This is a genomic window from Granulicella aggregans, from assembly GCF_014203275.1.
Taxonomy (GTDB): domain Bacteria; phylum Acidobacteriota; class Terriglobia; order Terriglobales; family Acidobacteriaceae; genus Edaphobacter.
Window position 1 is genome coordinate 258987 of record NZ_JACHIP010000006.1, and the last position, 26634, is coordinate 285620.

The window sequence follows — 26634 nt, forward strand, 5'->3', positions numbered from 1 at the left end:
CAATCCGGGAAGCTTCGTTCGTGCTGGCATCGATGCTGCTAGGTGCAGGGACAACTTCGGCTGTCGGACAGGTCGCAGCGAATGGGCAATCATCCGTTGCGGGATCCAGCCTTCCCGCGGCTCAGCCTACCGCGGCGCCCCCGACCGGAGCGGCATCGCAGACCTCCGGTTTTTCGAATGCCGCGGCGAGGCCTCAAACAAAGCTCGAAGTGACTTACGCTAACGGAATGCTGACAGTGAGTGCGGCTAATGCCAGCCTCGGCCAGATACTACAGCAGATATCGCAGAAGACTGGGATGAAGATCAGCGGATCGGCTGGAGAGGACAGCGTCTTCGGACAGTACGGACCGTCGCCGGTCTCCGAAGTGCTCGCTTCCCTGCTGGACGGCAGCGGCAGCAACATGTTGCTGGTGGATAACAAGAGTGGCCCAGCGGAGTTGATCCTCACTCCCCGGCGCGGGGGAGCGACGCCGCCCAGCGCAAATGCTGGAAATTACTCACGGAATGACGTTGAACCGCAGCAGCAGTATGTTCCGCCGGTGCGACCCTTCCAGCCTCCCACCAATACGGGCAGGGGCCCTGCAAGTGCGAACCCAGACGGCTCTCCGGCATTTGCGCCGCCGCCTGGCTTCGGGCCTGGTGGCACTTCAGGTGCCGGCGACCAGCAGAAGACTCCGCAACAGATCTATGAGCAGCTACAACTGCAAGGATCGCAGCAGCAGGCCGCTCCGCAGGAGTAGCTGCTGAGATAAATTTCGCTATGAAATGTCGGTGCGGATATTCACTTATGACTTCTACAGGCGGGCGTCGGCGCGTCCGAAAGAGCTTTCGAGGGGCTTAGCCCTGGACCACTCGGGGCGGAGCGACGGGGAGCGGTGCCTGCTCCGCTCTCTGTCTGGCCTGACTGTGGAACAGGGCGAAGAGTGCCTGACACAGGCCGTAGGAAAGAAGCACTCCGGCGGCCATTGAGGCTAATACTGCACAAACGAGAACAATGGAAGCACTCAAAACACACCCCTGGACCAACGATGGCCTAAACACCGACAAGATTGAACGGAACACTGGAGAACAAGCTACGGAGCCCGAATTACAAGTAATGCGATGTACTTCATTGTCTCAGAGTTTTGTGACCGTTCTGTATATGTACACCGAACGTGTTGCAACTTCTGATACCTGTGACGCGGCAAACGTTGCCCTGGGTGGTTGTGGGTATCGCTGATGCGATGTTGCTGCGCTTTGCCGCCGTTGCAATTGATTGAGACAAATGCCGTATCCTAGAGACTTGGCCCTGTAGCGGCCACTCTCGCTATGAGCATTACCCACATTACGGTTCGCGGTGCGCGCCAGCACAATCTTCGCAACGTCGACGTCAGCATTCCGCGCAACACGCTGACGGTCGTGACCGGCCTGTCCGGCTCCGGCAAGTCTTCCCTCGCCTTCGACACGATCTACGCCGAGGGGCAACGGCGGTATGTCGAGACGCTGTCGGCGTATGCGCGGCAGTTTCTTGACCAGATGGAGCGGCCGGACGTCGATGCGATCGATGGATTGTCACCGGCGATCTCGATCGAACAGAAGACGACCAGCCGCAGTCCGCGATCGACCGTGGGGACGATCACGGAGATTTACGACTATCTTCGACTGCTGTACGCGAGTGTGGGTCAGCCACATTGCCCGAATTGCGCGTTGCCGATATCGCGGCAGAGTGCGGATCAGATTGTGGAGCGGATTGTCGCGCTGGCACCGGGTGAGCGGATTACCGTCTACGCGCCGATTGTGCGCGGGCGTAAGGGTGAGTTCCGCGAAGAGCTGGAGGCGCTTGACCAGCAGGGATTCCGGGCACGCATCGATGGCGAGATGACGGAGCTGACCGAGGGGATGCGGCTGGAAAAGCGCAAGAACCATACGGTTGAGGCGGTGGTCGACCGGATCATTCTGAAGCTGAATCCCGATGCGGAGACGACGGGAAAGAAGTACGATACGCGGCGGCTGGAGACATCGGTGGCGAAGGCGCTGCAGATGGCGAACGGGCTGGTGCTGATCGGGATTCATGGCATGGAGGAGACGCTGTACTCGTCCTCGATGGCTTGCCCGGACTGCGGCATCAATGTGCCGAAGCTGGAGCCGAGGAGCTTCTCGTTCAACTCGAACTACGGGGCATGCCCGGAGTGCCATGGGCTGGGGAGCATCTACGACTTCGACCCTGGCAAGACGATCACGGACTGGTCGAAGCCGCTGCTGGATGGAGCGATGGGGCCGGGGTCGGGGTCGGCGTATCTGCTGCGTTTGATTAAGCTGGCGGGCGAGCGGTACAAGATCAACCTGAAGCTGCCGTTCGCGGAGTTGACGAAGGTTGAGCAGGATCTGCTGATGTATGGGCCGCCGAAGGGCGAGTCGACGCGGACGGGGTTCCATGGGATCTTTGCGTATCTGCGTGCGAACCTCGAGGACACGAAGAGCGAGGGCTATCGCGAGTACATGATGCAGTACATGTCGGCGACGACATGCCCTCAATGCCAGGGGCGGAGGCTAAGGCCTGAGTCACTGGCGGTGACGGTGCCGATCGGTGTTGCGGACGAGACGAAAGCAGCGTCGATTGCGGACTTTACGGCGCTGTCTCTGGAGCGGGCGCTGACGGGAGCGCGAAGTATGGCGTTCACCGGGCGCGACCGCATCATTGCGGACAGGCTGCAGCGGGAGATCATCGAGCGGTTGGAGTTCTTAAATGCAGTAGGGCTGGGGTATCTGTCGCTGGATCGTTCGGCGGCTACCTTGTCGGGTGGAGAGGGCCAGCGGATTCGACTGGCGACGCAGATTGGATCGAAGCTGCGCGGGGTGCTGTATGTGCTCGACGAGCCTTCGATTGGGCTGCATCAGCGGGACAATCAGCGCTTGATTACGGCGCTTGAGGCGCTGCGCGATCTGGGCAATACGGTGCTGGTGGTCGAGCACGATGAAGACACAATTCGCAAGGCGGATTATGTGCTGGATCTGGGGCCGGGCGCTGGGAAAAACGGCGGCTACCTGATCGCTAGCGGAACGCCGCAGGAGATCATGGACAACCCGGCTTCGATCACCGGGCAGTATCTTGCGGGCAAGATCGACATTGTGACGCGGCCTACTCCGGATAAAGCTCCGCGGCCGCTGACCGGCAAGTGGCTGACGGTGGAAGGCGCGCACTCGCATAATTTGAACGAGGTAACGGCTCACTTCCCTCTCGGCGTGATGACGGTAGTCACGGGTGTGAGTGGGTCGGGCAAGAGCACGCTGGTCAACGATATCCTCTATCGCGCGCTGGCGAAGGAGCTTTACGGATCGCGCGAGGAGCCAGGCAAGCATGGAGCGGTGCGTGGGATCGACCAGCTCGACAAAGTGATTCAGATCGACCAGTCGCCGATTGGGCGGACTCCGCGGTCGAATCCGGCCACGTACACAGGCGTGTTTACGGCGATGCGTGACTTATTCGCTATGCTGCCGGATTCGCGTGAGCGTGGCTACAAGCCGGGACGGTTCTCGTTCAACGTTCAGGGCGGACGCTGTGAGGCTTGCCAAGGCGAAGGGCAGCGGCGGATCGAGATGAACTTCCTGCCGGATGTCTACGTGCTCTGCGAAGTATGTAACGGTCGTCGTTACAATCAGGAGACGCTGGCGGTAAAGTTCAATGGCTACTCGATTGCGGATTTGCTCGATCTGCCGATTGAAGACGCCGTGCCGATCCTGAAGGACATTCCCACCGTCAATATCAAGTTGCAGACGCTGGTGGATGTGGGGCTGGGATACATTCACCTCGGGCAGTCGGCGACGACGCTTTCGGGCGGTGAGGCACAGCGCATGAAGCTCGCGCGGGAGCTCTCGAAGCGGCAGACGGGACGGACGCTTTATTTGCTGGACGAGCCGACGACGGGGCTGCACTTCGATGACGTGCGCAAACTGCTGGAGGTGCTGCATCGGCTGACGGACCTCGGCAACACAGTGGTCATCATCGAGCACAATCTCGACATCATTCGCAATGCGGACTACATCCTCGATATGGGCCCGGAGGGTGGCGAGGGCGGCGGCCGTGTGATCGCGCATGGGACACCGGAGCAGGTGTCGACTGTTGCGGGATCGCATACGGGCAGCTTTCTGGCCAGGTACTATGCTTCTCTGCCGGGCGGCGTGACGCTGAATGGTGCGCAGAGTCATGCGGGGCCACAGCCGCTGGATATTGTTGCGGCGGAGGACAGGAAGAAGGAGCCGCGTGGGAAGTTTGTGGCTCCGGAGAAGAAGACCGGGGTGCCGACGGCTCGCGCCATGCCTGAACCTACAGCGAAGAAGAAGGCCACAAGGAAAGCGGCGAAGAAGGCTGTGGGAAGGCCGAAGAAGGCATGAGCGGGGAGTTCAACGAGGACGCGCCGGTATCCGAAGATCTGAAGCGCGAAGCTTCGCAGGAGGGCCCCGATCTTTGGACGTCTTTCACAGACGACGGTCCTTCATCGAGGGTCCCGCACATTGGCCACGTTCTTCTGCTGCTGGCGATCACGGTGTTGCTGTTCTTTCTCGCGCAAGTGGTGCTGGCTGCATTTGCACACTCCGCGACGGGGGCCTCGGCAGCAACGCGGCTCATCCAGCCCAAGCGGCAACTTGTGGCGCAGGCAGGTGTCTACCTGGCTGCGCTGGGCGTGAGCTTTGCGGTCTTCCCGGTGTTCTTCGAGCGTGGGTTTCTTGCAGGGATCAATTGGGACGGGCGCACGGCGATGCGCCATGGCTTCCGCCTGGTTCCTCTCGGGCTCGCAGTGGGGCTGGCGGTGCAGGCGGTCTCCAGCCTGATCCCCATGCCGAAGTCGCTGCCCATGGACGACTTCTTTCGTACGCCTTCTGATGTGTGGATCGTGGCGTTCTTTGGCACGCTGCTGGCCCCGCTCTTCGAGGAGATTGTGTTTCGCGGATTTCTGCTTCCAGCCTTCGCCATCGGCTTCGACTGGATACATGCGACGTTACGATATTCGGCGACGATCTTCGCGGCGAAGCTTGCAGGAGCAGAGCCTCCACGGCATCTTGCCACGTTTCCGGAGGACGCGCACGCTGGGCTCGATGGAGAGACTGGCAACCTGTTCTTTCGCAGCCAGACGGCAGTGGTGACGGCCAGCGTCGCGAGCAGTGTGCTGTTCGCTTTGCTGCACGCGGAGCAGATCGCGCATGCGTGGGGCGGGGTCGCTGTCCTGTTCTTCGTGTCGCTGATATTGACGACGATCCGGGTACGGTCGAAGTCGGTAGCTTGTTCGACGATTGTGCACGCGAGTTACAACCTGTCGGTATTCATCACCATTTTCGTTGCGACAGGCGGATTTCGACATCTCGATCGGATGGCGAAATGAACTCCGCTCGCAACGGTTGCAGTGGACTTAGTTCCCTGTTCCCGGTATCTTTGGAGTAGATCGCGCGTTCTTAGCCAAGAGCCGAATGCATGGGGTTTCGCCACCGGAACGGCGACACCGACTATCGATCGACAGAGTGGAGAGGTGGCAGAGCCCGGTTGAATGCACCTGACTCGAAATCAGACATAGGCGTAAGTCTATCGGGGGTTCGAATCCCCCCCTCTCCGCCATAAACCTCTAAGTGTTCAATTTGAGCTAGTTACAAGGTTGCGAGCCGCTCTGCTAACAACCCTGCTACCAAATTTTCACGCATAATCGGGAAAGTCGGTTTGATTTGGGTATCAGCCTCCATGAGGGCGCGATACATGAAATCACCTGTCCGGCTTTACCTTCGGATCCGTCTCCCAGACGGCTCTTATCCATACGTTGCTGCCGCCTACGCCAATAACGGCCGTATTCGGCCCCGCACAGCAATGCATCAGGGAAGTCGCCACTGCCCTGCGTCAACCTATTACCTTCGCTACCAGCAGGACGGCCGCCGCGTCTGGGAGCCCGTCGGTGCCGATCCGACACTTGCGACTGTCAGTCTTCAGAAGAAGGCACATCAGCTGCAAGCAGCAGCCCTGGGGTTAGTTCAGCCTGCCCCGCCCGCAACAGTTCCGCGATGCGGTTGATGGGGTGATCTCCGATTCGGGTGAGGACATGGCGAAGATAGATCTCTGGGTTGAGCCCGTTGAGCTTGGCCGATCCGATGAGCGAGTAGAAGGCGGGGGCGCGTTCGCCTCCCCGGTTGGATCCCGCGAAGAGATAATTTTTCCGACCTACCGCGACGACGCGCAACTCGCGTTCGGCGGCATTGTTGTCGATCTCGACTTCTCCATCGTCGAGGTAGCGAGTGAGCGCGGTCCATCGCGAGATCGCATAGCGGATTGCTCCGGCCATGTCGCTCTTGGCCGAGAGGGTCTGAAGTGTCGCGTCGAACCAAGCTCGTAGAGCTTCCATCACCGGCCTGGCTCTGGCTTGGCGGATGGCGAGCCGTATCTCCGGCGGACTGCCGCGCAGTGGAGTGCCCGTCTTCTTTTGTACCAGTGGAGTTGATACAAACTGAGAACAAAGGAGCTGTGTATGGCACGAGGGAAGAAGCATAGTCCAGAGCAGGTCGTGAACCTGTTGCGCCAGATTGATGGGCTACCTTGGCCTGGTTCCGTCCGAGCACTCCAGCGGTGGAACCATCCGTCGCGGTGGCATCACCAAGACGGGCAACAGAGAGGCCAGACGTATGCTCATCGAGGCCCCCTTGGAGCTATCAGTATCCAGCGCGCATCGCGGAAGGAGAAGGCGGAGATCCAGTCTTTGAGTGCAAGACCTCTCGCGATGTCCGGGTATCCAATGCAGCAAGTGAGGCCGTAAGGCAATCTTCCGGGATTTGAATACAGCGCGACAAGAGGACTGGCTACGCCTTTTGCCCAAACTGCATCACCGAACAGCCCTATGTCCATGTCCGCTGGGAATGGGCCTTCCCTGCCCTGCTTCGTTGCCGCATCCACGAGTGTCCTCTCGGACACGGCTGTCCAATCTGCGGTGAAGACGATCCCCTTCCGTTCGGAACCGCGCCAGTCCGGGCGATCCTCTGCCAGAGCTGCGGCGAAAACCTGACCGGTGCCGAGATTGGCCGTCATGTCCGGCATCTTGAGGGGGCGCAGGTCTTTATCGAGAGGATCTATCTTGCCGCTTTACGTGGAGCCGCCCCGCGAGCTGCTTTATTGAGTCAAACCACCGGTATCGAGTTTCGTCGTTTCGTCGACGACCTTCTCCAGCTGCTCGCCTGGTATCCAGACCCGCAACTCTCTACGCGGTCCACGGACCCGCAGAACCAATATCTTCAGTTCCGAACGGAGATGCTTGCCCTTGTCGGAGCACTCGTTCGGAATGCAGCTCCAGAGTCGAAGCCAACCAGAATGCAGATCAGATATCGAGAAGGCCTAAGACTGTGGCTCAGCGTCTTATCCCTTCTCTCTCAGCGCGAGGAGGAATGGATCGAGGCAGCCAGCGAACACTGGCCGAGCGCTCTTCGCCGACGTCTCCGCGCAGCACTCGATCATCATGAACGCGCCAGCGCACAACGCTCACCATTCCGCAGCACGTTTTTTCGTCCGGGATTAAAGTACATCAACCGCTTCCAATTCCGGGATTTGAGTGCAGTCCGACAACAGCTCAGAGAGAAACGGAAATACAGCCAGACGCAGTGCTCTACTACTTCGATCGGAAAACGATGACGGCGATACCGCTCAGAGCTGCTCACCTCCTCAGCTTCTCACACACGTTAAGTTGACGATGCCGATCGATGCGCTTCGAGGCATGGCTTTGGTGCAAATAACCAGAGACATTGAAACTATATGAGCTGGAGCATAGCTGGCGTTCGACCATACAGGTTCCGACGCTAGTTTGTACGTGCAAGGAGCCTGACATGATTGCTTCCTTGCGGCTTTCCCGCGCTCTACTGATACGAGATATTGCCTCCGACCTGCGTTTCGGTGCTCCCCGCGAAGCTTCCGGACTGGCGCTGCCACATATCGCAATACAGTCCATCACTGGCCAGGAGAGCCTCATGCGTCCCCGACTCGACGATGCGGCCTTTTGCCAAAACGTAGATGCGATCAGCGCGGATTACGGTGGCGAGCCGATGCGAGATCACAATGGTGATGATCTGGTTGGCAGTGGCGAGATTGCGGATGGTTCCTCCAATCGCCTGCTCGGTGATGGAGTCAAGGGCCGAAGTTGCCTCATCGAATAGAATCAGTTGAGGCCTCCGCAGGAGAGCACGCGCGATTGCGAGGCGCTGGCGCTCTCCACCAGAGAGTTGCAATCCTCCTTCGCCGACCCTGCTGTTGAGACCGTCGCGGCCTCGCTCGAGTAGAGAGGTGACCGCTGCCTGCTGCAGCGCCGTCAGACATTCATCTTCAGTCGCGTCCGGGGCTGCAAATATCAGATTGTCGCGGATGGTACCGGAGAATAAATGCGTCTCCTGCGTGACCAGTCCGGTGTAGTTGCGGAGGCAATTCCAATCAACCTCAGAACTGGAAACTCCATTGAAGAGAATTCTGCCTTCGGATGGAGAGTACAGGCCGGAGAGAAGCTTGATGATCGTGGATTTGCCTGCACCGGATTGTCCAACAAAGGCGATCGTCTCGCCACGAGAGGCCCGGAAACTGATTGCTTGAGCTGCAGGGCCATGGCCGCATCCCGTGGGTCCATAACTGAAACTCACGCCATCGAACTCCAAAGTATCGAGGACGGAGATCGATACAGGCTCGACGGGCCTGGACTCCTTAGGGTGATCCATCAGTTCGCCGAATGCAATCAGGGACGCTTCTAACTCCCGATATTGGCTGATTACGTTGCCAAGATCCTGCATGGGGCCGAGGATGAAATACGAATAGAGAAAAAGCGAAAAGAATTGTCCTACCGTACCCTTGCCCACCGAAAAGAGATACAGGAGCAAGAGGAAAAGAGAGACTCGCACGATATGCACGCCCGCACCATGAAAGAAGCTATAGATGCGAGCCTGGCGAATGCGGCGCAATTCAAGCTCGAGTATCCGAGCGCTGCCGGTGCGAAAGCGCGACACTTCGTTTCCGGTCAGGCCGAGGCTCTTGACCAACTCCATATTTTTCAACGACTCTCCGGCGGACCCGGCAAGGACGCTGGACTGCTTCACGATCTCTTCCTGTGTTGACCGGACTTTGCGACTAAGCAGGATGCTGAAGAACATCACCATTGGCGCCGTTACAAGGAGAAAGAGGGGCACCGACCAATGAAGGCGCGACGCGTAGATGATGATGAATGCGAGACCGACGAGCGAGGTAAACAGAACGTTCACAGCTGAGGTCAGAAAGAGTTCTACTTCGCGGCGCGTTCTCTGCAACTGGCTCATGGTGTCGCCACTGCGTCTCTGCTCAAGCTCAGCGTAAGAAATCTCGAGAGAATGACTCATGCCATCGCTGTAAATCTGAGTGCTGACTCTCTGGGCCAGACTGCAGACGGACTGGGTCTGAAAACCGCGAGCTATCCATGCGATCAACGCTGCCGCTAGAATCAGCGTTAGCCAGAAAATGACACGGAGAAGAAACCCCTGCGGCGAAAAGTCGCTTCGACGCAATACGTAGTGATCCAGAACGTGGCGCAGGATCAGGGGATCGATCATCAGGAAGATCTGACTGACGAGGGCGAACAGAAGGGCACCAAACAATGCGCGCTCATGGCCTCTCAGATAGAAGCCGAGAAGCGCCAGAGGCTTACGGGACTGTTCGGTCTCATGCATGACTGACTCGTGATGGCGTCATCGTCCGGTCATCCTGGTGGACTGCGGAGGGGGCTGACTGATTCGACTGCTTTACCGAATCTTACAGGCCGAGATCTTCCGACTCTGAAATTGTGGTGCCTCCCGCATTAGTGATGAGTACTGGAAGTAGCGTTGCGTTCCGGGGTTGAGAGCCGCCTCGTGAGATTCAAGCTCGACAGCCCGCCTATCTTCACTTTTCAATAATGTCATGGAGAACGTGACAGAGCCGATCCAGATGATTCTTCGGAAGAAAGTGAGCAATGGCTCGCGGCGACGGTGAAAGCTGGCGCACTTTCAGAGCGTCATCGGAGTTGAGAAACTCGATCCACTCGGCGGGCGTATCCCGCAGAACGATCGCCGGATCTGAATCGATTGGGAGTCCACGCATGGCATACCGCGTCGCAATCACCGGAACTCCCCGGCAAACGGCTTCCACCAACTTGATTGAAACACCGCCGCCAGCAAAGACCGGGCAGATCATCAAGTGACAGGTGGACCACACGGTATCAAGCTCGGAAATGTAGCCATGTTTCACGACCCTTGGATGCTCTGTTGCGCTATCCTCGCTGCCCTTTCCGAACAGATGAAGGCGGATGTTGGCATGGAGCTGTGGAAAGACCTCGTCAAGAAACCACCGCACCCCCTGCTGAACTGGCCACCACCCGAAATTCGCCAGCATCCCGATTTCGAGTCTGGATGCAGTCTCTAAATCTGCCGGACGCGCGGCAGGCGTGCCGTCAAAAAGTGGCGGGATTGTGACGCAATTCACCTCAGGACATTCCCTGTGCACATAAGCCTCATCCTGAGTAGAAAGACACATCACATTGCCGACCGCACGCAATCCTTCAAGCTCATGATGACAAAGGCGTGCATGGTCACGCAGTAGCAATGTCTTCCGTAGACCCTGCCGGGGGTACATAACCTGAATCTGGTCAGCATAGAGAAGATGCTCGATGTTATGAGCAATAAGCAGCGTCGCTGTACCCTGCGGCAAGTGCGGAAGCATCCACAGCAGATCCGAACCATTCAGCAGAAGAAGATTGAAGTGCTGATCTGCAAGATGCCGCCGCACCGTGTCGAGCATCTGTCGCGAGTACTGAAATTGAAATTTTGCCGGCAACCCAGATACCAGTGACTGCGCCAGAGCCACATAACGCCTGGCGCGATGAGTCGTCCATGACATTTCAGATGGCATCACTGAAATGATTTCTGCATTCAACGGCGGTGCGCTGAGCAGCTTCATGATCCCGCGGGTCACGGTCCAGGCTCCGCCCAACTGTGATCTGGGATCGACAATGCTCGGCATAAGAATACGTATTGTCAGAAAGACGCACCCTAAAAACGGAACCCGGGGACAACCGTCCTGGCAAGTTTCCAGCAAGCCGGACTCTGTCGCCTGATGTTATCGGCGGGATTTTTCCATGCTACACTCTGCAAGATTCGGGCGAAGCGTTGCCGGAGACCTGATATAGAGACTGCAGACCAATACCGAGCACTGGGCTTTGTAGCGCAGGCCTGCCCTTTAGCAGACACATCCATTTTGCCCGCGCTCCTAGCGGACGAACCCGTCTTCACAAGCGCGTTGGCATCGTTACGCGCTGAGGGCCGGAATGCAGTGCCTTATCTTGAAACCGACGCGATCCGGCGCGTTGCCCAGGATTCTGCCATCGTGTCTGTCGTCGAGACCATTCTGGGAACGCAAGACCTGGTTATGTGGGGTGCCAACATTCGTCGATCCACTCCAAACCAGGCGAGCGCATGGCACGTCGATCTGGAGAGTCTGCTGTGGCCCACGGTCACGGTGGGCATCGGGTTGGAGGGATGCACGCAGGAGTCAGCGACCTGGTGCCTCCCCGGCACCCATAGGCTGCGACAAGCGCCGCCGTTGACAGATGCAGAGGTTCTCTCCCATGGAGAGCCAGAGCAGATCGCTGGCTTTGGCGATGGATACTTCTACACCTTCGACGCGCGTGTCTGGCATCGGGGCGATCCCACGACCTCGCAGGAACGGGTGATGCTATTCATTCACTATCAGCGAGCCAGTGCCCCTCGCATTCCGATGATGGAAGACTACATACTCCAGACGTTCTCAACAGATGCGGCCCCTTTCTTCACCCTCGCAACCCAGGAGGGTCTTAGCACCGGGGTCGCGAAGATCCCTTGGTGGTACCGATGGCAGCGTTGGACGAGCCGTATAAGAGCGTGAAAATCAGTTGCGTGATGGCAGCACACAATGCCGCCACGACCATCGCAGCCTCTGTCGAATCGGTACTGCGACAGAGTTTCCGCGACTTTGAACTGATTGTTGTAGACGACGGCTCGACAGACGAGACAGTCAAAGTACTTGCTGAAATCGATGATGGGCGGATAGTCGTTCTGCGCCAGCCGCTGCGCGGCCCGTCGGCGGCGCGCAACTTGGCTATAGCTCGCAGCCTCGGCGAGTTTGTGGCGTCCATCGACGCAGACGATATCTGGCTTCCGCGCAAGCTTGAGCTACAGATCGCAGCAATCGAAGGCTGCACCGATATCGCAGTCGTATACGGCTGGACCGATTTTATGGATGAGAAAATGCGGCCCTCCCATCCCGATGTCCGCGCTACCTTCGAAGGCAATGTGCAGGAAGCTCTTCTGCGGCAGAACTTTATCGCCTGCGGGTCGAATACACTTCTGCGCCGTTCGGCGGTAGAAGAGGTAGGGCGTTTCGATGAGACTCTCAATGCCGCCGAAGATTGGGAGTTACATACACGTCTTGCAGCCCGTTATCCGTTCGCGGTGGTGCCGGAGGTGGTGGTATTGTACCGCCAGTCACCTTTCTCGATCTCCAGCCACTTTCTCTTGATGGAACGTGATTTTCTTGCAGCATGTCGCAAGATTTTCGCCGCAGCTCCTGCTCAGTTTCGCTCTTTAGAGGTGCGCCAAAAATCCTCTTTCTACCGTTATCTAACGATGCGCACCGCGATGAGCAAGAGTACGAAAGGAAGATGGCGAGCCGTTCCGCGCTATTCCGTACTGGCAGCATGGCACGATCCCAGGATGTTCCTGAAAGAAGCGTGGCGCCGTACCTCTAAGCTAATGCGCGTGTGGTCGTAGGTGGCGAGGTTGTCGTCGAGTTCATCCATGACCACAGTACGATTGTCATTGATTAATAAACTTGCGCCGCGGCTGGGATGGTGGCAGGCTGGCTTATCACCAATTCATCACATCGAAGAAATCTGAAGGAACGATCCCTCCGGACTCATGGCTCAGTCGATCTCAGTGGTCATTCCGGCCCTCAATGCAGAACGCTATCTTGATCGATGCCTCGGTGCATTGCACGGGGGCACCGTCCGCCCCCACGAAACGATTGTCGTCGACGATGGCTCCGTCGACGGCACAAGACAACTAGCCCTTAATTATGGCGCAATCGTTCTCAGTACCGGCAAATCCATGGGCCCTTCATTTGCCCGCAACCTCGGTTCTAAGATGGCGACCGGCAAAGTCCTCCTCTTCATTGACTCCGACGTCCTGGTCGCGGCCGACACCTTGGAGAAGTTCGGAAACCGATTCGAAAAAGACGCTTCGCTCGACGCTTTGATCGGGGCCTACGACACCGAACCTTACTGCTGGGGTTTTCTCTCGCAATACAAAAATCTGATGCACTCGTTTGTACACCAGACCGGATCGAAGCACGCCTCGACGTTCTGGAGCGGCTGCGGAGCGATTCGCACCGAGATCTTCCAGGAGCACGGCGGCTTTGATGAAACCTTCGAGCGCCCGGCAATAGAGGACATAGAACTCGGATACCGCATGGTGCATGCAAATCGGAAAATCGCGCTCGATGGCTCCATCCAGGTGAAGCACCTGAAATGCTGGACGTTGAAATCGATCATCGAGACCGACATCTTTCACCGCGGCATTCCCTGGACAAGACTGATCCTGCGCGACCACTTCATGCCCAACGACCTAAATCTGCGAATGGGCCAGCGGGTGAGCGTCTTCCTGGTCTTCGTCCTGCTCGCGCTGGGGTTCCGGATGGCTGCCGTGCATGGTCTGCCGCTCATGTTTCCGCTGTTCGCCATCGTCTTCTGGATGCTCGCTCGATGGTGGGGCGAACTGGTCTTCTACTCAAAACCGCGGAGAGCCCATCTGTTGATGGCTGCGTTGCTGACGGGCCTTGCCGCGACCGCATACTTCTTCAAGATGTATGGCCTGATCGTCCCTTTGCTTCTGACTCCAGCACTGCTGCTCGTTCGACATCGATACAGAAAGAACGACTCCATCCAGGATTGGCACCGGCTGGTTGCTCTCGCTTATATCGCAGTTTCATTGGGTATCTCGATATTTTATATCCGGTCCAGTCCTCTTCTCTACGCCTGTGTTGGCGTCTCAGCAGCACTCATTATCTTGAATCTCAGGTTCTATGCCTTCTTGTTTGATAACCGTGGTATCGCCTTTATGCTTTCGGCTATCCTCTTCAACTTTCTTTATCATTTCTACAGTGGTATTTCATTCATCATCGGGATCACCAATCACTTCTGGGACCTTCAATCAAGAAAACAATCCAACCAATCGTCCGCATAGCTTCGTCTGAAAGTGATCTCCCACAATGATCTGGGCGCAACAACTGAAGGCACCGGGCATCACGCACCTCCCCCTCTCCACCTATCCGCCTAGAGTGGATCGCGGGCCGCGCAATGGATTGCCTTTGTCGATGCAGATGATCTGTGGGCGCGATCAAAGATTGAACGCCAGTTACAACTTATTGCGAATGCCGGCGAAAGAGTCGGTCTCGTCTACACGTGGTACTCCCATATTGACGATCAGAGCAGGATCCTACCGCGCGTTGCCCAGCGAAACGTTCGTGGCAATGTACTCGTGTCAGGATGCAATTGTGTTCAATCAGGGTCGGGTCGTCAGCGCAGGCCCCATCTCCTCTGTCTCTGAACTGGGCGACATAACTGCTTAAGTCAGGCTGGCAGACTAGATCTCGCATCAAATGGCAGCTTCCTGATGAATCTACTCCACTCACTTCCAGCGATACTCCAGGATGCGCCGTCCGCCAATAGATCCGAGCCTCGTTTGCACCACGTCTGGATGGCGGTCCCGCCCCGCCGGATTCTCATAAATCCGTAGCTCGTGCAGGATCGTGCCGGAAGGCCTTACCACGATTGGGACTTGAGCCACTAGATGGAAGTCCTGGGGATCGCCCGCGACTGCTGCGTCGATCAGTGCCTGAAACGAATATTGATAGGGCGGACTGCTCAGCACAACAAATCGCACCGGCATTTGCAGCAGATAGTTCCGGACGGCGTCGGCGCTGTCGAAGAGCGGTTCCTCTCCCATCTCCTCCAGGCTAAGGTCGGCAAGCACATGAGAGCCGCGCAGAATGACATCCTTGTGCGCCCTATCGTGCGACAGCCGCTCAGAAATCAGTTCTTCCTCACCGCCCCATTTGTTGGTAGCAACCAGGATTAGAGCTCCATCCGAGGGATATGGCATAGCATCCGCTGCCCGGCGAAACCCATCCACGCGATAGGTTCCGGCTGAGAGCGAGCCAGCCAGGATAATTCCGCCGAGAATCGCGGGAACAACCGCCGCAAACACTGGTTCCTGCCGTACCACACGCTGCAGCGAACGCATCGTCCCAGCCGCGAGCACAGCCAGAGGAGCCAGCGCAGGGAGCATCACTCGTGGCTCGCGAGTCATGGGGAGAATCGCAAGAAAAACGATCTGCGAAGCCACCCAGGCTGCTGCCACAAGTGACAGGCTTGTCCGGTGCGTCTGGTCGTTCAGCCACCATCGCGCATGGATCGCAATCAGCGCTCCGATGACCCCGATCACAAGCATCGAGGCCGGGGCAAAGGCAAGCACCTGTTCGACGGTCAACCATCGCGTTTTTATCCCGAGGCTTAGGAAATAGGAAAGGAACATCGGGTAGCCAATCCCAAGTCTCGCCGCAAACAGATAAAATGCGGAGCCAAAGAGAACCACAATCACGATTGTGCCCATGAACCAGCGGCTTCGGAAGAAGCCAGCGCGCCGGGAGAGAATCGGAGCAAACAGGAAGAATGGCGCGAGCGCCCACGCCGAACCTTTGCTAAGAATGGCCGCTACCGCATAAGCAGCGAAAGCAAGTGCCGACATCTTGTTGCCCGGCGCATCGAGCACCTTCGCAAACGCGGCGATGGCCAGATAAACAAACAGTCCGGTCAGAAGGTCCGACATCACCTGCCAAGCAGCTCCCTGCATAAGTGGAGCAGCGAGAAACACGCCCGCAGCGATCAACGCAACTCTGACACCAACATCCGCCTTTAGTCCTAGAAATATCAGCGACGCGAAAGTTACAGCCATTAGAGCACTTAGCACCTGGGCGCTCCGAATAAAGGGTCCTGCCACAAAGTAGAAGACCGCTTGGATCGCGTAATACATCGGTGGCCACTGCCCGATGGCGACAAGCGGATAGCGCACCTCAAATTGTTCCGCGAAAGGAATAGGCTTCAAGGTAAAACCCGAACGAAGGTAATCGTAGACCATTACTCCACTGGTAAAGTGTTTCGCCTCATCGCCCTGGAGGCTGCTGCCGAGAAGCAGCGAAGCGGCGTGCCATTGCAGTGCAACAACTCCGATCAACACAAGCAAAGTCGTTGTCCACGCAAGTCGTAGCGCCGTCGCTCCATTGCTGGGCATGAGTTTGTTCGTATCCTGAGGTGCCATCTTTTTGGGCCAGTTTTAAGGATACATAACCGCCTGTCTGATCGCGCCTAAAAACGCCGTCCCGAGGAGGGTATCTCTAAAGACAGCATTCATGACTGATCCTATTCGTTCCATGGCGAATCGCTCGATTCGTCGGCCACGCACTCAGAGATGACATGACTGCCAAACTTGGGCCACGAAGCTCTCGACTGCAAGCCGCAACTCTGATAAACACGACATCAGCACGCAAGCGGTCATAGTCCTTCGCTCTGTGATGAAGGCACAGTCATGAGATTCCTTCATGGACGCTCTTAGTGTCGTTGAGGAGCACCCATTGACGTTTGCCTGCTTTCGAGCATCGCGAAACCGATCAATGAGCCTGCCAGGGCGCACCCCATAGCGGTCAGCAGAACAGCCCTGAAGCCGGACGAGAACGCATCGTCAAGCGCTCGGCGAACTTGTGGGGTCGATGCTTCCGCAGCGGCCAATCGTGGGCGCTGCTCGTTCACTTGATAGCGTTGATCCGGCGACAGTGAAAAGCCTTGCAGCTCACGGTCCAGTACAGTGTTGAATCTCACATACAAGATCAGCCCAAAGATCGCGATCGCCATCAGGCCGGCCACTCGCGACACAGCGTTGTTTACGCCCGAGGCAACACCCGCCTCACTGACAGGTACGGAATTCATTACGGTCGTGGTAAGCGGAGCAACGCTTATAGCCATGCCAAGACCGAGAACAACAACCGCAGGAAAAAGCGTGATCCAATAGGAGCCTCCCGACCCAACCCTCAGAAACAGTCCAAAGCCTAGTCCCGCCACGCAAGAGCCTATGACGAGCGGCATTCTTGAACCATACCGAGCAATAAGGCCACCCGACCATCGCGATAGAAGAAAGATGATGAGAATCAGCGGCAACAGAGCCGATCCTGCAGCCGTGGCCGAGTAATGTTGCACTTGAATCAGATCGAGGGGAAGGAAGAAGAGCATACCGCCAAACGCTGCGTAGAGAAAGAACGTGATGAGATTTGCCGCTGTGAAGTCTCGTGAGCGAAAGAGCTTCGGCGAGACCATCGGGGATGAGGAATGTGCCTCTACAAATGGAAAGCAGATCAGGGCGAGCACGCCCGCTACCGTTGCTAGCTTTACGGGTAGTCCGCCATGCGGCGCTTCGATTAGCGCAAATGTGACTGCGCACAGACCAATGGTGGCGAGAGCGGCTCCGGGCCAGTCCAGCGTCCTTCCTACGGCCTCATTTCGAGACTCTGGAACTCGCCAGAGACTGAGGACAACTACAACGACCGCGATTGGCACATTAACAAAGAACACCCACCGCCAGGACCTGTGATCCACAAGCCACCCACCGAAGACAGGACCAATGGCCGTTGTAATCGCAGTGAACCCGGACCACGTCCCGATTGCCTTCCCCCGCTCGGCGCTTGAGAAGGAGGCGCTGATGAGGGCGAGGCTTCCTGGGATCAGCATGGCTCCTCCAAGACCCTGCACGCCACGAGCAAGGATCAAGGACGTGATGGAATGCGAAAGTCCGCACCAAGTGGACCCCGCCGCGAACACAACGACGCCCCAGACGAAGATCCTGCGACGCCCGTAGATGTCCCCCATCGCTCCACCGACCAGAAGTAGGGCCGCGAGAATTAAGGCATAGGACTCAACGATCCACTGGGCATCGCTGACCGTCGCGTGCAGTGAGACTTGCATGGCTGGTATCGCGACGTTCACTACGGTGCCGTCGATGAACGCCATGCTTGTGCCAAGGATCGTGCAGACCAATACCCATGTTCCACCTCGCTGACCATGTGTCGCAGTTGTGCTGCTCAGAATGGCTGCTTCGTCGCAAGGCGGCTTGAGCGTAAACATAGGCAGTCAGTTCCAGGGATTGGTTGCGGTTTGAACGGAATCAGGTTCAAGGGGATCAGGCACCCGCTGCTCCCTCTGGAGATGAGCCCCGCGACCAAAGCTGTCGCAGAGAGAGGATGTGGGCGGTATAGGCGATCGGGACAAGCACTGCCGGCAGATAGATAAACGGAAAGTGCGTTAGAAGCGTGTTCGCGGGGCCGTCGGTGAAGTAACGGAGTTTGCCCGGCATCGACAGGATCGCGACTACAACTATATTCCCAAGTAGACCCAGGCCTGCGACATTCCAAAGAGTGGCGAGCAGTCGACTCTTGCTGCGTTGATAGAGCCATCCGGCGATCGGAGCCGTCAGGCCCGCGATGATGTCGAAATTCCTGCCCTCGAAGGTCATCTGAACTGGAATGTTGCCCATCTTGTACGCCCGAAATAGAAGGACCTCAACAACAACCCGAAATACCTGGAGATAGATCAGTACAGCGATGGGTGTCGCAGCGAGGGACTCTCTCAGAGAGTTGCTCCGGATGACTATGGCAAGTGCGACGGCCGGGGTCACCAGGGCGAGGAGGAGGCGGGGAGGCGTTACGGCAAAGTTGCTGAAGAAGCCCGCCTCCGCCAACATTCCAGTGACAGCGAACCAAGCTACGGCCATGACCGTAAGAAGGATGGCTTGCCTGATCGAACGGTGGAGGATGACGATCAGAATTGCCGCACAAACGACAGCCAGGGCGCTTATGAGAAAGGCAGGCATCACGTTAACCTCGTCTTGCGGAAAGGGCTTCTATTCAGCTTCGCACGCGTAGAAAATGGTCCGTAGTCCCAACCGAGGTTATGAAGTCTTCTCCAGGACGCTCACGCCCCATGCGTTATCGATCGCGATGAGCCACGATCCATCCGCCTGCTTCCGCAAGACATCTGTGGTGATGCCTCCGAGTTCCTGCGCTTGCCCTGCCTCATCCACGCTGCTGCTCGTCCAGGCGGAATAATGAAGCGCGATGGTGTCGCTCTCTATGACATCTCGCGTTGTGAACACCACTGGAAGGCTCATTGCGAATTGTATGAAGTCGCGGAGGGCTTGTTGTCCGACCCCGATCTTGCCTGGTCCAAAGACTATGCTGGCCTCATCTTCGTAGCAACCCAGGGCGGTCTCTATATCGCCGTGCTTCCGTGCCTCAACCAAGGTCAACATTGTGTGTAGCGGTGTGTCTTTCATGTCTGCGACCTCTGTTCATCTTGCAATCGTTCACCGTATCTGTTTAAGACGCTGATACTTCGAACGACGCCTGGTGTTTCTGTACGAACTCCTGGATCGTCATCCCCGGTCGGCCGGTCAGATCTTCCATTGCGCTACTTGTTCCGCCCGTGATGCCGTTCTGTGCATCCAGGGCTACCGCTCCAATGTGTTGCAGGAAGAATGGTGAAGAGAACTGCGGCATCTTAGCCAGACTCGCCACAAACTCATCGACGCTGACCGGAGTATAGGTGATCGTGCGCTCGAGAACTTCGCTCATTGCGGCGGCGATGCCATACCAGTCGAGTTCAGCCGGACCGAGTAGCTTGTAAAGTTTGCCTGCATGCTTTGCTGGCTCTGAAAGGACGGACGCGATTGCGTGCCCCTGATCTTCGGCGGCAATGAGGCCAACCTTTCCATTTCCAAATGGGAGCGCAAGCGTGTCTCTCCTGGCATAGTCTTTCCATGCAAACGGGTAGAGGAGCCACTCCGCGAAAAGAGTCGGGCGCAGAATCGTCACCGGGACGCCACACCATTGAAGTACCTGCTCTGCGAGCCAATGATCCTTCGCCGCGTGGCTGAGAGAGTCGCGGCGAGCCGTCATCTGTGACAGGTTGACGATCGCACTCACCGCCGCTTCCTTTGCAGCCTGAGCAAAATTTACAGTCCCAGCTAAAAGTCCTGGTCCGAGTGGGTAGACGAAGTACGCCGCACTCACGCCTTCCATGGCAGACCGGACACTGTCGATGTCGAGAAGATCGCCTGTGACGACTTCAACCCCGGATGCCCTCAGTGCTTCCGAACGCTTGTCTTCTTCGTGAACAAGCGCACGTACCTGATGCCCACGTGCAACAAGGGAAGAAACCGCGCTGCCACCAGTCGCCCCTGAAGCGCCTGTCACCAGAATGATGGAATTTGTCATAGGAAACTCCGACCCGCTCTGCGGATAGATCTGACGTTACGAGCAACGGAATGATCAGGTATTGGCCGAAAACACTCTCGTTTCACATTTTCCGCCTGATGCAGCGTGACGCTGATTTCAGTCAAAGTGCGCACGTTTGGGTCCAGACTCGAGCGCGTGCTCCCCAATAGCCTGAGAGTCTGATTCATTGGCGAAGCGCAGACGACCGCTGCCAGCTACTCAGGAGGCAATCTTGTCAGAGACTTCGCACAACCAGGCAATATCGTTTCGTGAGCTTTCGATTCCGCGAGAGGGAAACCACCTCTACGCTAGAGAGTACCCCGGTGCAGGTCCAACGTTTGTGTTGCTCCATGGCTTTCCCGACAACCTGCAAATCTATGACCTCCTCATACCCTTCCTGGTCAAAGCTGGGCGCCACGTCGTGGCGTTCGACTTCCTCGGTTTTGGGGCTTCGGATAAACCTGCAGGCTTCGACTACAACTTTCAACAGCAGCTTGGAGATCTTGAAGCCGTTGCCTCATTTCTTCACCTCGAAAAGATCGCCTGCGTTGGCCACGATGCAGGCGGTGTTACTGCAATCGACTGTGCGCTCGCGCACCCGGAGCTCGTCAGCAATCTCTTTCTGCTCAATATGTTCTACGGCAACAGTCCAACGCTGCGATTTCCCGAACTCGTAGAGCTATTTGCCGTCCCCGAACTGACAGAATTGGCTATGGCGATGGCAATGTCTGCCGAGCAGTTTGGATTTCTATTGTCCTTTCAACAAGGCCAGCTGAAGAAGGGCGTGTCGGCTGCACAGCGCGACATCATCGACAGTGTCGTCCGCCCGATCCTTGTGGCGAACTTCACGCAAGTGCCGAGTGCCGGACCAGCCTTTGCAGGTCTTGCCTCGAAGCTGAGAGATCAGATGGAACGCAACAATGCTCACCTACTTTTATTGAAAGGGCTGTCTGCGACCTCTACGCTTGTTTGGGGCGAGAGTGACGCGTACCTCAACGTAGGCGTCGCAAAGGATATTGCGGCTCACCTCGGGGACGCATCCTTGCATGTGTTGGACGCTGGGCATTGGCCCCAGCTTGACTTGCCAGAGGAAGTCGCTGCCATCTTGCTGGCGGCGATGTGATCTTCCGTTACGCCACTACGCTACGAGGAAAGCTGGCGCGACTTTGGAGCGGTAGCGTCCGAGAGAAGAACTTGAGACGGTTTCAAGGAGACAGTCTTGTCCACACGCAGAGGATTCATTGCATCATCGCTCGCTGCAGCGGCCACACTCAACAGTTCAATGGCCTTTGGATCGAGCATCGTTCTCGAGGAGGAAGTAGATTACATGGACAGTCAAAGCAGGGGAGATAAAGCAGAAGACCCTAGGATCACTCGGGCCCGCCTTTCCGGTCCTGAACAAGTGACCAAAGATGCGACCGTCGCCATCCTGGGGCACGACGGCACGATGACCGTTCTGTCTAAAGGAACCAACGATTGGGTTTGTGTTCCTGGCGATGAAAACAAAATTGGGCAGCCTCCCATGTGCATGAACCCAATGGGAATGAAATGGATGATGGATGCCATGCAGGGGAAGGCTAGGCCCACCAACACCGAGCCCGGAACGATCTATATGCTGTGCGGCGCTACTCAGCGCAGCAATACCGACCCCTCCGACATGACAAGTCGGGCGATCCCAATCGGTCCTCACTGGATGGTGACGTGGCCTTTTGACGCGGCCGCGACCGGCCTGCCCACAACGGTGCGGGACAAAGGAGCCTGGGTCATGTTCGCTGGAACGCCATACTCCTATCTGCACGTTTGCGGATCTCCATGGGAAGGGAATGAGTATCACGAAGGCGACAAGGCGGTATGGACAATGAATTACGTTTCCCCTGCGCACTCATAAGTTAGGCGTTATCACCCATCTGTCCCTCACCAGGAGGACTTCGAACATGCACATCGTCAAGGCTGCGGCAGTACAGTTTCGCCCTGTGCTCTACAACCGCGAAGCTACCGTTGAGAAGGTCTGTCAGCAGATCCTCAGCCTCGGCGAACAGGGTGTTCAATATGCCGTGTTCCCGGAGACGGTCATCCCAAACTACCCCTACTATTCCTTCGTACAGTCCCCCTACTTAATGGGCAAAGAGCACTACAAGCAGCTTGATCAGTCCGTTACCATCCCATCTTCCGCAACTCAAGCCATCGGAGAAGCCTGCAAGCAGGCACGCATGGTTGTTTCGATCGGCGTCAACGAACGGGATGGCGGAACGATCTACAACGCTCAGTTGCTCTTCGATTCGGATGGCACCTTGATTCAGCATCGCCGGAAGATATCTCCTACCTACCACGAACGAATGGTGTGGGGACAAGGCGACGGCTCTGGCTTGAGAGCGGTCGACAGTGCTGTGGGCCGCATCGGTTCGCTCGCTTGCTGGGAACACTACAATCCGCTCGCTCGTTATGCCCTGATTGCGGATGGAGAACAAATCCATGCCGCAATGTATCCCGGCTCTTTCGCCGGCGACACGTTCTCGGAACAGATCTCGGTGAACATCCGGCAGCACGCGCTCGAATCTGGCGCATTCGTGGTGAACGCAACTGCTTGGCTGGACCCTGACCAGCAGGCCCAAATTATGAAGGACACCGGGTGCGACCTCGTGCCGATCTCTAGCGGCTGCTACACCGCGATTATCTCTCCTGAAGGTGAGCTGATGGGCGAAGCCCTACGGTCTGGAGAAGGAGTCGTCATCGCGGACCTGGATTTTGGAATGATCGACAAGCGAAAGAGGATGATGGACGCCGTGGGCCACTACAGTCGGCCGGAGTTGCTTAGCCTGCTGATCGACCGGAGGGCAACCTCACACTTTCATGAACGAAAGACACATCCGATGTCTGTGGTAACGGAGCAGTTCGACATCGTTAGTTAGCTCTAAACCTGTAATCGCATCCCGAGGCCAACTCTCAAATTAGCTCGCCAGGTAACCAAAGAGTCTGGCGAGCTACTTGTCTAGAAATCCTCTACTGATTGCCAATGTGACGGCGTGAGTTCGGTCATTAGCACCAAGCTTAGCCATGATGCTGCTCATGTGGTTCTTGACCGTATCCTCTGCGATTGAAAGCTGCTGGCCGGCAATCTTGTTCGAAAATCCGTTCGAGATCAATCGAAGCACCTCAAGTTCCCGGCCTGTCAGTTCATCCGCGTCATAATGCTCCATGATCCGAGCCGTGATCTCCGGCGGCACGTAACGCTTTCCAGCATGGACCATTCTGATGGTCTCGAGAAGTTCCTGTCGCGGCGTGCTCTTGAGCAGATAACCGGAGGCGCCTGCTCGCAAAGCTCTCACCGCCTGCACGTCGCCCCCGTAAGTTGTGAGCACGATGAAAAGCGCCGACGGGAATTCTTTGCGGATCGCAACGATTGCATCGGTTCCACTCATACCTTTCATTTGAAGGTCCATGATCGTTACGTCAGGGCGCAGGGACTTCCAGGCGAGGATCGCTTCTTCTCCGCTCGCGGCCTCTCCCACAAGGGTCATATCCGTTTCTTCGCGGATTGCGCCTGCGATGCCCTCGCGAACGATCGGATGGTCGTCGACGCAAAGAACCTTGATCATGGCTGGCTTATCGTTCATCGTCTCCGAATCAATCTGACAGGGAAGAGTGCCTGAGTAGGGCCTCTGACTTCTCGGTTGAAAGAGATGCGTCCTGGGCAATACGCCGGTCGATAAGTCGGGGTGTCGACATCGCTCACCTCCGTAAAACTGGCCCCTCTTAGAGTATCTGTTTAGAGCCTTGGACAGAAGCAAACCGGAGAGACTCAAGCTTGGTAGAGACGCCGCCACGCGCCGGGGCTGGTGCCAACTTCGCGCTTGAATGTACGACTGAAGGTCGCTTGCTCAGAAAATCCGCACTCAAGAGCGATATCGGCAAGAGCCAGCTCTCTTTTGCTCAAAAGGACCTTCGATCTCCCCACTCGTTGCTCGATCAACCAACGATGGGGAGATTTTCCTGTACTCCCTTTGAACGCCCGCGCAAAATGACTAGCGGAAAGTTGACACTCGGCTGCGAGTTCAGCGAGTGAGATGTCTCCGTCGATGTTCGCCATGAGCAACTCAGTCGCTCGCCGAACCTGCCATGGCGCAAGCCGTCCTCGGACAGAATCATGAGACAAGGCCACACCCCCGTAAGCTCTAGACAGGTGCCATGCAAGGGCCACCAGCAGTGATTCGCGGAGGATCTTGCACCCGCTGGCTCCTGTGCCGAGTGCGTTGAGTAACATATTCCCCATGCAGTTCACGGTTTCGTCAACTGTCCCCCGAGGACACTTCATCGTTTGAACCCGCGACGCGTTTTGCTGATGAGCGAACGCATCAATTGCCTTTCGAGATAGATAGAAATGGACGCAATCGAAGGGCGTGTCTAGGTCAGCCACCGGGTCACATTCTAGATTGACTACGTTTAACGTTCCCTGACGGGCATAAGAAGTCGGCCGTGTTGATCCACGTGATCGCAGCTCGTGCCCTGAATGAGGCCCAAGCTGCCACTCAAACACGAAGGCCCTTTCCTGAGGAATGATCGTCGTTTGGTGGCCGGGCGCAGTTCTCGAAACCAGCCGCGTGATCGCAATCGGTGACTCCGGGACCGCCTCTGTGACAAATGAAGGCACGTCGGCCAAATGAAAGTGGCCGGCCATTTTCGTACCGAATGCTCCGCCTGGTATCACGCTATCCTCCGATCTCAGGTCGAAGCGCGACAACTGGGTTGAAGGCGCTTCCTACCTATCGCGAGGTTAGGGTTGGAAACGAGCGAGCGCTAGCCCCGAACCGGCCAGCTTCGAGTAGGAATTTTAGGGGGTGGGTTAGAGCAGTCACCTGCTGAGGCATCGCGTCATAGATTGCTGGAGTATTCAATGGTTGAACTACCGCAAGCCGCCTGACGCCTGGATGTGCTGGCCAGTGACCCAACGAGCACTGTCTGTAGCAAGGAAGACAACCACGTCGGCGATGTCCTCCGGATTTCCTATCCTGCCGAGCGGTGTCCTCCCGGTCAGGTTCACGACAAAGTCCGTCTCCGTAGTCATGCCCATCGACGTGACACCTTCAGTGAAGGCGATGCCTGCGTTGACCGAATTCACGCGAATCTTTTTCGGCCCCAGCTCGTTTGCCAATACTCGTGTGATCGAATCGAGCGCTCCCTTCGTCGCGGTGTAAAGGACAGTTCCCGACAGGTTCAGAGTAGTGCCCGCCGTCCCAATATTGATCACGGTCCCGCCACCTTCTCCAAGGAGTGGAAGACACGCCCGCGTTACAAGAAGGCAGCCCAAGACATTCGTACTGAACTGGCGATGGAACTCCGATTCCTCAAACTCCTCGAGCGGGCCGAAGGTATAGACGCCGGCATTGTTCACTAAGATGTCGAGTTTTTCAAACGATGACGCGACAACCTCTATAAGACGCTTCACGTCGTTTGTATTGCTCACAGAAGCTTGGACTGCGACTGCTCTGCCACCGACCCCTGTGATCTCAGCGACGGTCCTATCAGCTCCCGCCTTGTCCGAGGAATAGTTCACAACAACCGCTGCGCCCTCGGCTGCGAGCCCCTTCGCAATCGCCGCCCCAAATCCCTTGGAGGCACCTGTAACCAACGCCACTCTTCCAGCCAGCTTGCTCATTGAGTTGTCTCCTCACAGACGAAGCCTACAGAACAGAGCCTCAGCCCATCTTTGCTTTTCACGCGATCAATTGGCGAAAACGGCTTCAGTTCTCGCAACCATCGGGTCGTACAGCTTCGAGCTGATAAGCCGATCGGTTTGATCAAAAAATCACTTCTTCAGCCAAGCAATCCGACACAACCACCGCTACTCTCGCAGTGGATCATGATCTCTTCAGCGCATCGCAGCTCCCGCTGCATGTGCATGTTGGCTGGCCTCACTGCAATCCGCCTGAGGCTCGCGGAATGAGACTCACTGAACGGTTTTCGATCCTTGCTCCCATTCGTCGTTTCAGCTCGTGGCCACAATCCACGCTGAAGTTGATGCCTTCGCGACAACGCCAGCGCCACTTGTAGCCTCCCGTGTCTCTCTAAATCAATTCCGAAAGGATCATTATGAAGCAGGTAAGCAGCAGGTCACACGAAGAGCAATCACCGCAACCGGGCGTAGTAAACCCCCAAGCGACTTACACACGCCGGAATGCTCTATACGGGAGCGCAGCTCTGATCGCGGCGGTTGCGTTGCCCTCTGAATCATTCGCAACACCGCC

The 26634-nt window shown here is 56.9% G+C and carries 20 protein-coding genes, 1 tRNA gene and 2 pseudogenes; 12 read left to right on the plus strand and 11 right to left on the minus strand.

Annotation, left to right across the window (positions count from 1 at the left end; all coding sequences use genetic code 11):
• Window positions 1–20 precede the first annotated feature (20 nt).
• The 4 genes from HDF16_RS21025 (at window position 21) to HDF16_RS21040 (ending at window position 5587) form a co-directional block, all read left to right on the plus strand.
• Window positions 21–740, plus strand: a complete 720-nt coding sequence (locus tag HDF16_RS21025; RefSeq protein ID WP_221312979.1) for a hypothetical protein — start codon at window positions 21–23, stop codon at window positions 738–740.
• Between the two features lie 568 nt (window positions 741–1308).
• Window positions 1309–4371, plus strand: coding sequence for an excinuclease ABC subunit UvrA (uvrA, locus tag HDF16_RS21030; protein ID WP_184221288.1), 3063 nt, complete (start codon window positions 1309–1311; stop codon window positions 4369–4371).
• On the plus strand, window positions 4368–5357 hold the full coding sequence (locus tag HDF16_RS21035) for a CPBP family intramembrane glutamic endopeptidase (RefSeq protein WP_184221289.1): 990 nt from the start codon (window positions 4368–4370) through the stop codon (window positions 5355–5357). Before uvrA ends, HDF16_RS21035 begins: the two co-directional genes overlap by 4 nt.
• Window positions 5358–5495: 138 nt before the next feature.
• Window positions 5496–5587: transfer RNA gene (locus tag HDF16_RS21040), tRNA-Ser, on the plus strand.
• Between the two features lie 352 nt (window positions 5588–5939).
• Here the strand turns inward: HDF16_RS21040 and HDF16_RS21045 are convergent.
• A pseudogene (locus HDF16_RS21045) lies at window positions 5940–6419 on the minus strand (IS66 family transposase); the annotation flags it as partial.
• Window positions 6420–6534: 115 nt separating this feature from the next.
• Here HDF16_RS21045 and HDF16_RS21050 point away from each other — a divergent pair.
• A pseudogene (locus HDF16_RS21050) lies at window positions 6535–6682 on the plus strand (transposase); the annotation flags it as partial.
• A gap of 150 nt (window positions 6683–6832) precedes the next feature.
• The gene (locus tag HDF16_RS31940) at window positions 6833–7633 is read left to right on the plus strand and encodes a hypothetical protein (RefSeq protein ID WP_432432260.1); all 801 of its coding nucleotides are present in this window, start codon (window positions 6833–6835) and stop codon (window positions 7631–7633) included.
• A gap of 221 nt (window positions 7634–7854) precedes the next feature.
• On the opposite strand, the gene HDF16_RS21055 is transcribed toward HDF16_RS31940, so the two are convergent.
• Window positions 7855–9678: an ABC transporter ATP-binding protein gene (locus tag HDF16_RS21055; protein WP_184221291.1), complete on the minus strand. Its 1824-nt coding sequence runs from the start codon at window positions 9676–9678 to the stop codon at window positions 7855–7857.
• Between the two features lie 211 nt (window positions 9679–9889).
• Window positions 9890–10957 (minus strand): glycosyltransferase, encoded by a 1068-nt coding sequence (locus HDF16_RS31605; RefSeq protein ID WP_221312980.1) that lies wholly within the window; start codon window positions 10955–10957, stop codon window positions 9890–9892.
• A gap of 357 nt (window positions 10958–11314) precedes the next feature.
• On the opposite strand from HDF16_RS31605, the gene HDF16_RS21065 reads away from it, so the two are divergent.
• From HDF16_RS21065 to HDF16_RS21075, 3 genes are all read left to right on the plus strand, one after another.
• On the plus strand, window positions 11315–11905 hold the full coding sequence (locus tag HDF16_RS21065) for a phytanoyl-CoA dioxygenase family protein (RefSeq protein WP_184221295.1): 591 nt from the start codon (window positions 11315–11317) through the stop codon (window positions 11903–11905).
• Window positions 11872–12789, plus strand: coding sequence for a glycosyltransferase family 2 protein (locus HDF16_RS21070; protein WP_184221297.1), 918 nt, complete (start codon window positions 11872–11874; stop codon window positions 12787–12789). Before HDF16_RS21065 ends, HDF16_RS21070 begins: the two co-directional genes overlap by 34 nt.
• A gap of 147 nt (window positions 12790–12936) precedes the next feature.
• Window positions 12937–14259 (plus strand): glycosyltransferase family 2 protein, encoded by a 1323-nt coding sequence (locus tag HDF16_RS21075; RefSeq protein WP_184221299.1) that lies wholly within the window; start codon window positions 12937–12939, stop codon window positions 14257–14259.
• Between the two features lie 444 nt (window positions 14260–14703).
• Here the strand turns inward: HDF16_RS21075 and HDF16_RS21080 are convergent, their stop codons facing one another.
• From HDF16_RS21080 to HDF16_RS21100, 5 genes are all read right to left on the minus strand, one after another.
• Window positions 14704–16365, minus strand: a complete 1662-nt coding sequence (locus HDF16_RS21080; protein ID WP_184221301.1) for an ArnT family glycosyltransferase — start codon at window positions 16363–16365, stop codon at window positions 14704–14706.
• Between the two features lie 317 nt (window positions 16366–16682).
• Entirely contained in the window at window positions 16683–18245 is a 1563-nt protein-coding gene (locus HDF16_RS21085) for an MFS transporter (RefSeq protein ID WP_184221303.1), read from the minus strand.
• A gap of 55 nt (window positions 18246–18300) precedes the next feature.
• Window positions 18301–18990: a hypothetical protein gene (locus HDF16_RS21090; protein ID WP_184221305.1), complete on the minus strand. Its 690-nt coding sequence runs from the start codon at window positions 18988–18990 to the stop codon at window positions 18301–18303.
• 78 nt (window positions 18991–19068) lie between these two features.
• A complete protein-coding gene (locus HDF16_RS21095) occupies window positions 19069–19452 on the minus strand; it encodes a YybH family protein (RefSeq protein ID WP_221312981.1) in 384 nt (127 codons plus the stop codon).
• 43 nt (window positions 19453–19495) lie between these two features.
• Complete coding sequence (locus HDF16_RS21100) at window positions 19496–20392, minus strand: NmrA family NAD(P)-binding protein (protein WP_184221309.1); 897 nt, start codon at window positions 20390–20392, stop codon at window positions 19496–19498.
• 232 nt (window positions 20393–20624) lie between these two features.
• On the opposite strand from HDF16_RS21100, the gene HDF16_RS21105 reads away from it, so the two are divergent.
• From HDF16_RS21105 to HDF16_RS21115, 3 genes are all read left to right on the plus strand, one after another.
• Window positions 20625–21515 (plus strand): alpha/beta fold hydrolase, encoded by an 891-nt coding sequence (locus HDF16_RS21105; protein ID WP_184221311.1) that lies wholly within the window; start codon window positions 20625–20627, stop codon window positions 21513–21515.
• 96 nt (window positions 21516–21611) lie between these two features.
• Complete coding sequence (locus HDF16_RS21110) at window positions 21612–22280, plus strand: hypothetical protein (RefSeq protein WP_184221313.1); 669 nt, start codon at window positions 21612–21614, stop codon at window positions 22278–22280.
• A 46-nt stretch (window positions 22281–22326) separates the two neighbouring features.
• Window positions 22327–23301, plus strand: a complete 975-nt coding sequence (locus HDF16_RS21115; RefSeq protein ID WP_184221315.1) for a nitrilase-related carbon-nitrogen hydrolase — start codon at window positions 22327–22329, stop codon at window positions 23299–23301.
• 72 nt (window positions 23302–23373) lie between these two features.
• Here HDF16_RS21115 and HDF16_RS21120 read toward each other — a convergent pair whose 3' ends face one another.
• From HDF16_RS21120 to HDF16_RS21130, 3 genes are all read right to left on the minus strand, one after another.
• On the minus strand, window positions 23374–24006 hold the full coding sequence (locus HDF16_RS21120) for a response regulator (RefSeq protein WP_184221317.1): 633 nt from the start codon (window positions 24004–24006) through the stop codon (window positions 23374–23376).
• Between the two features lie 185 nt (window positions 24007–24191).
• Complete coding sequence (locus HDF16_RS21125; RefSeq protein WP_184221319.1) at window positions 24192–24479, minus strand: helix-turn-helix domain-containing protein; 288 nt, start codon at window positions 24477–24479, stop codon at window positions 24192–24194.
• A gap of 813 nt (window positions 24480–25292) precedes the next feature.
• Window positions 25293–26045 (minus strand): SDR family NAD(P)-dependent oxidoreductase, encoded by a 753-nt coding sequence (locus tag HDF16_RS21130; protein WP_184221321.1) that lies wholly within the window; start codon window positions 26043–26045, stop codon window positions 25293–25295.
• Window positions 26046–26634: the final 589 nt, after the last annotated feature.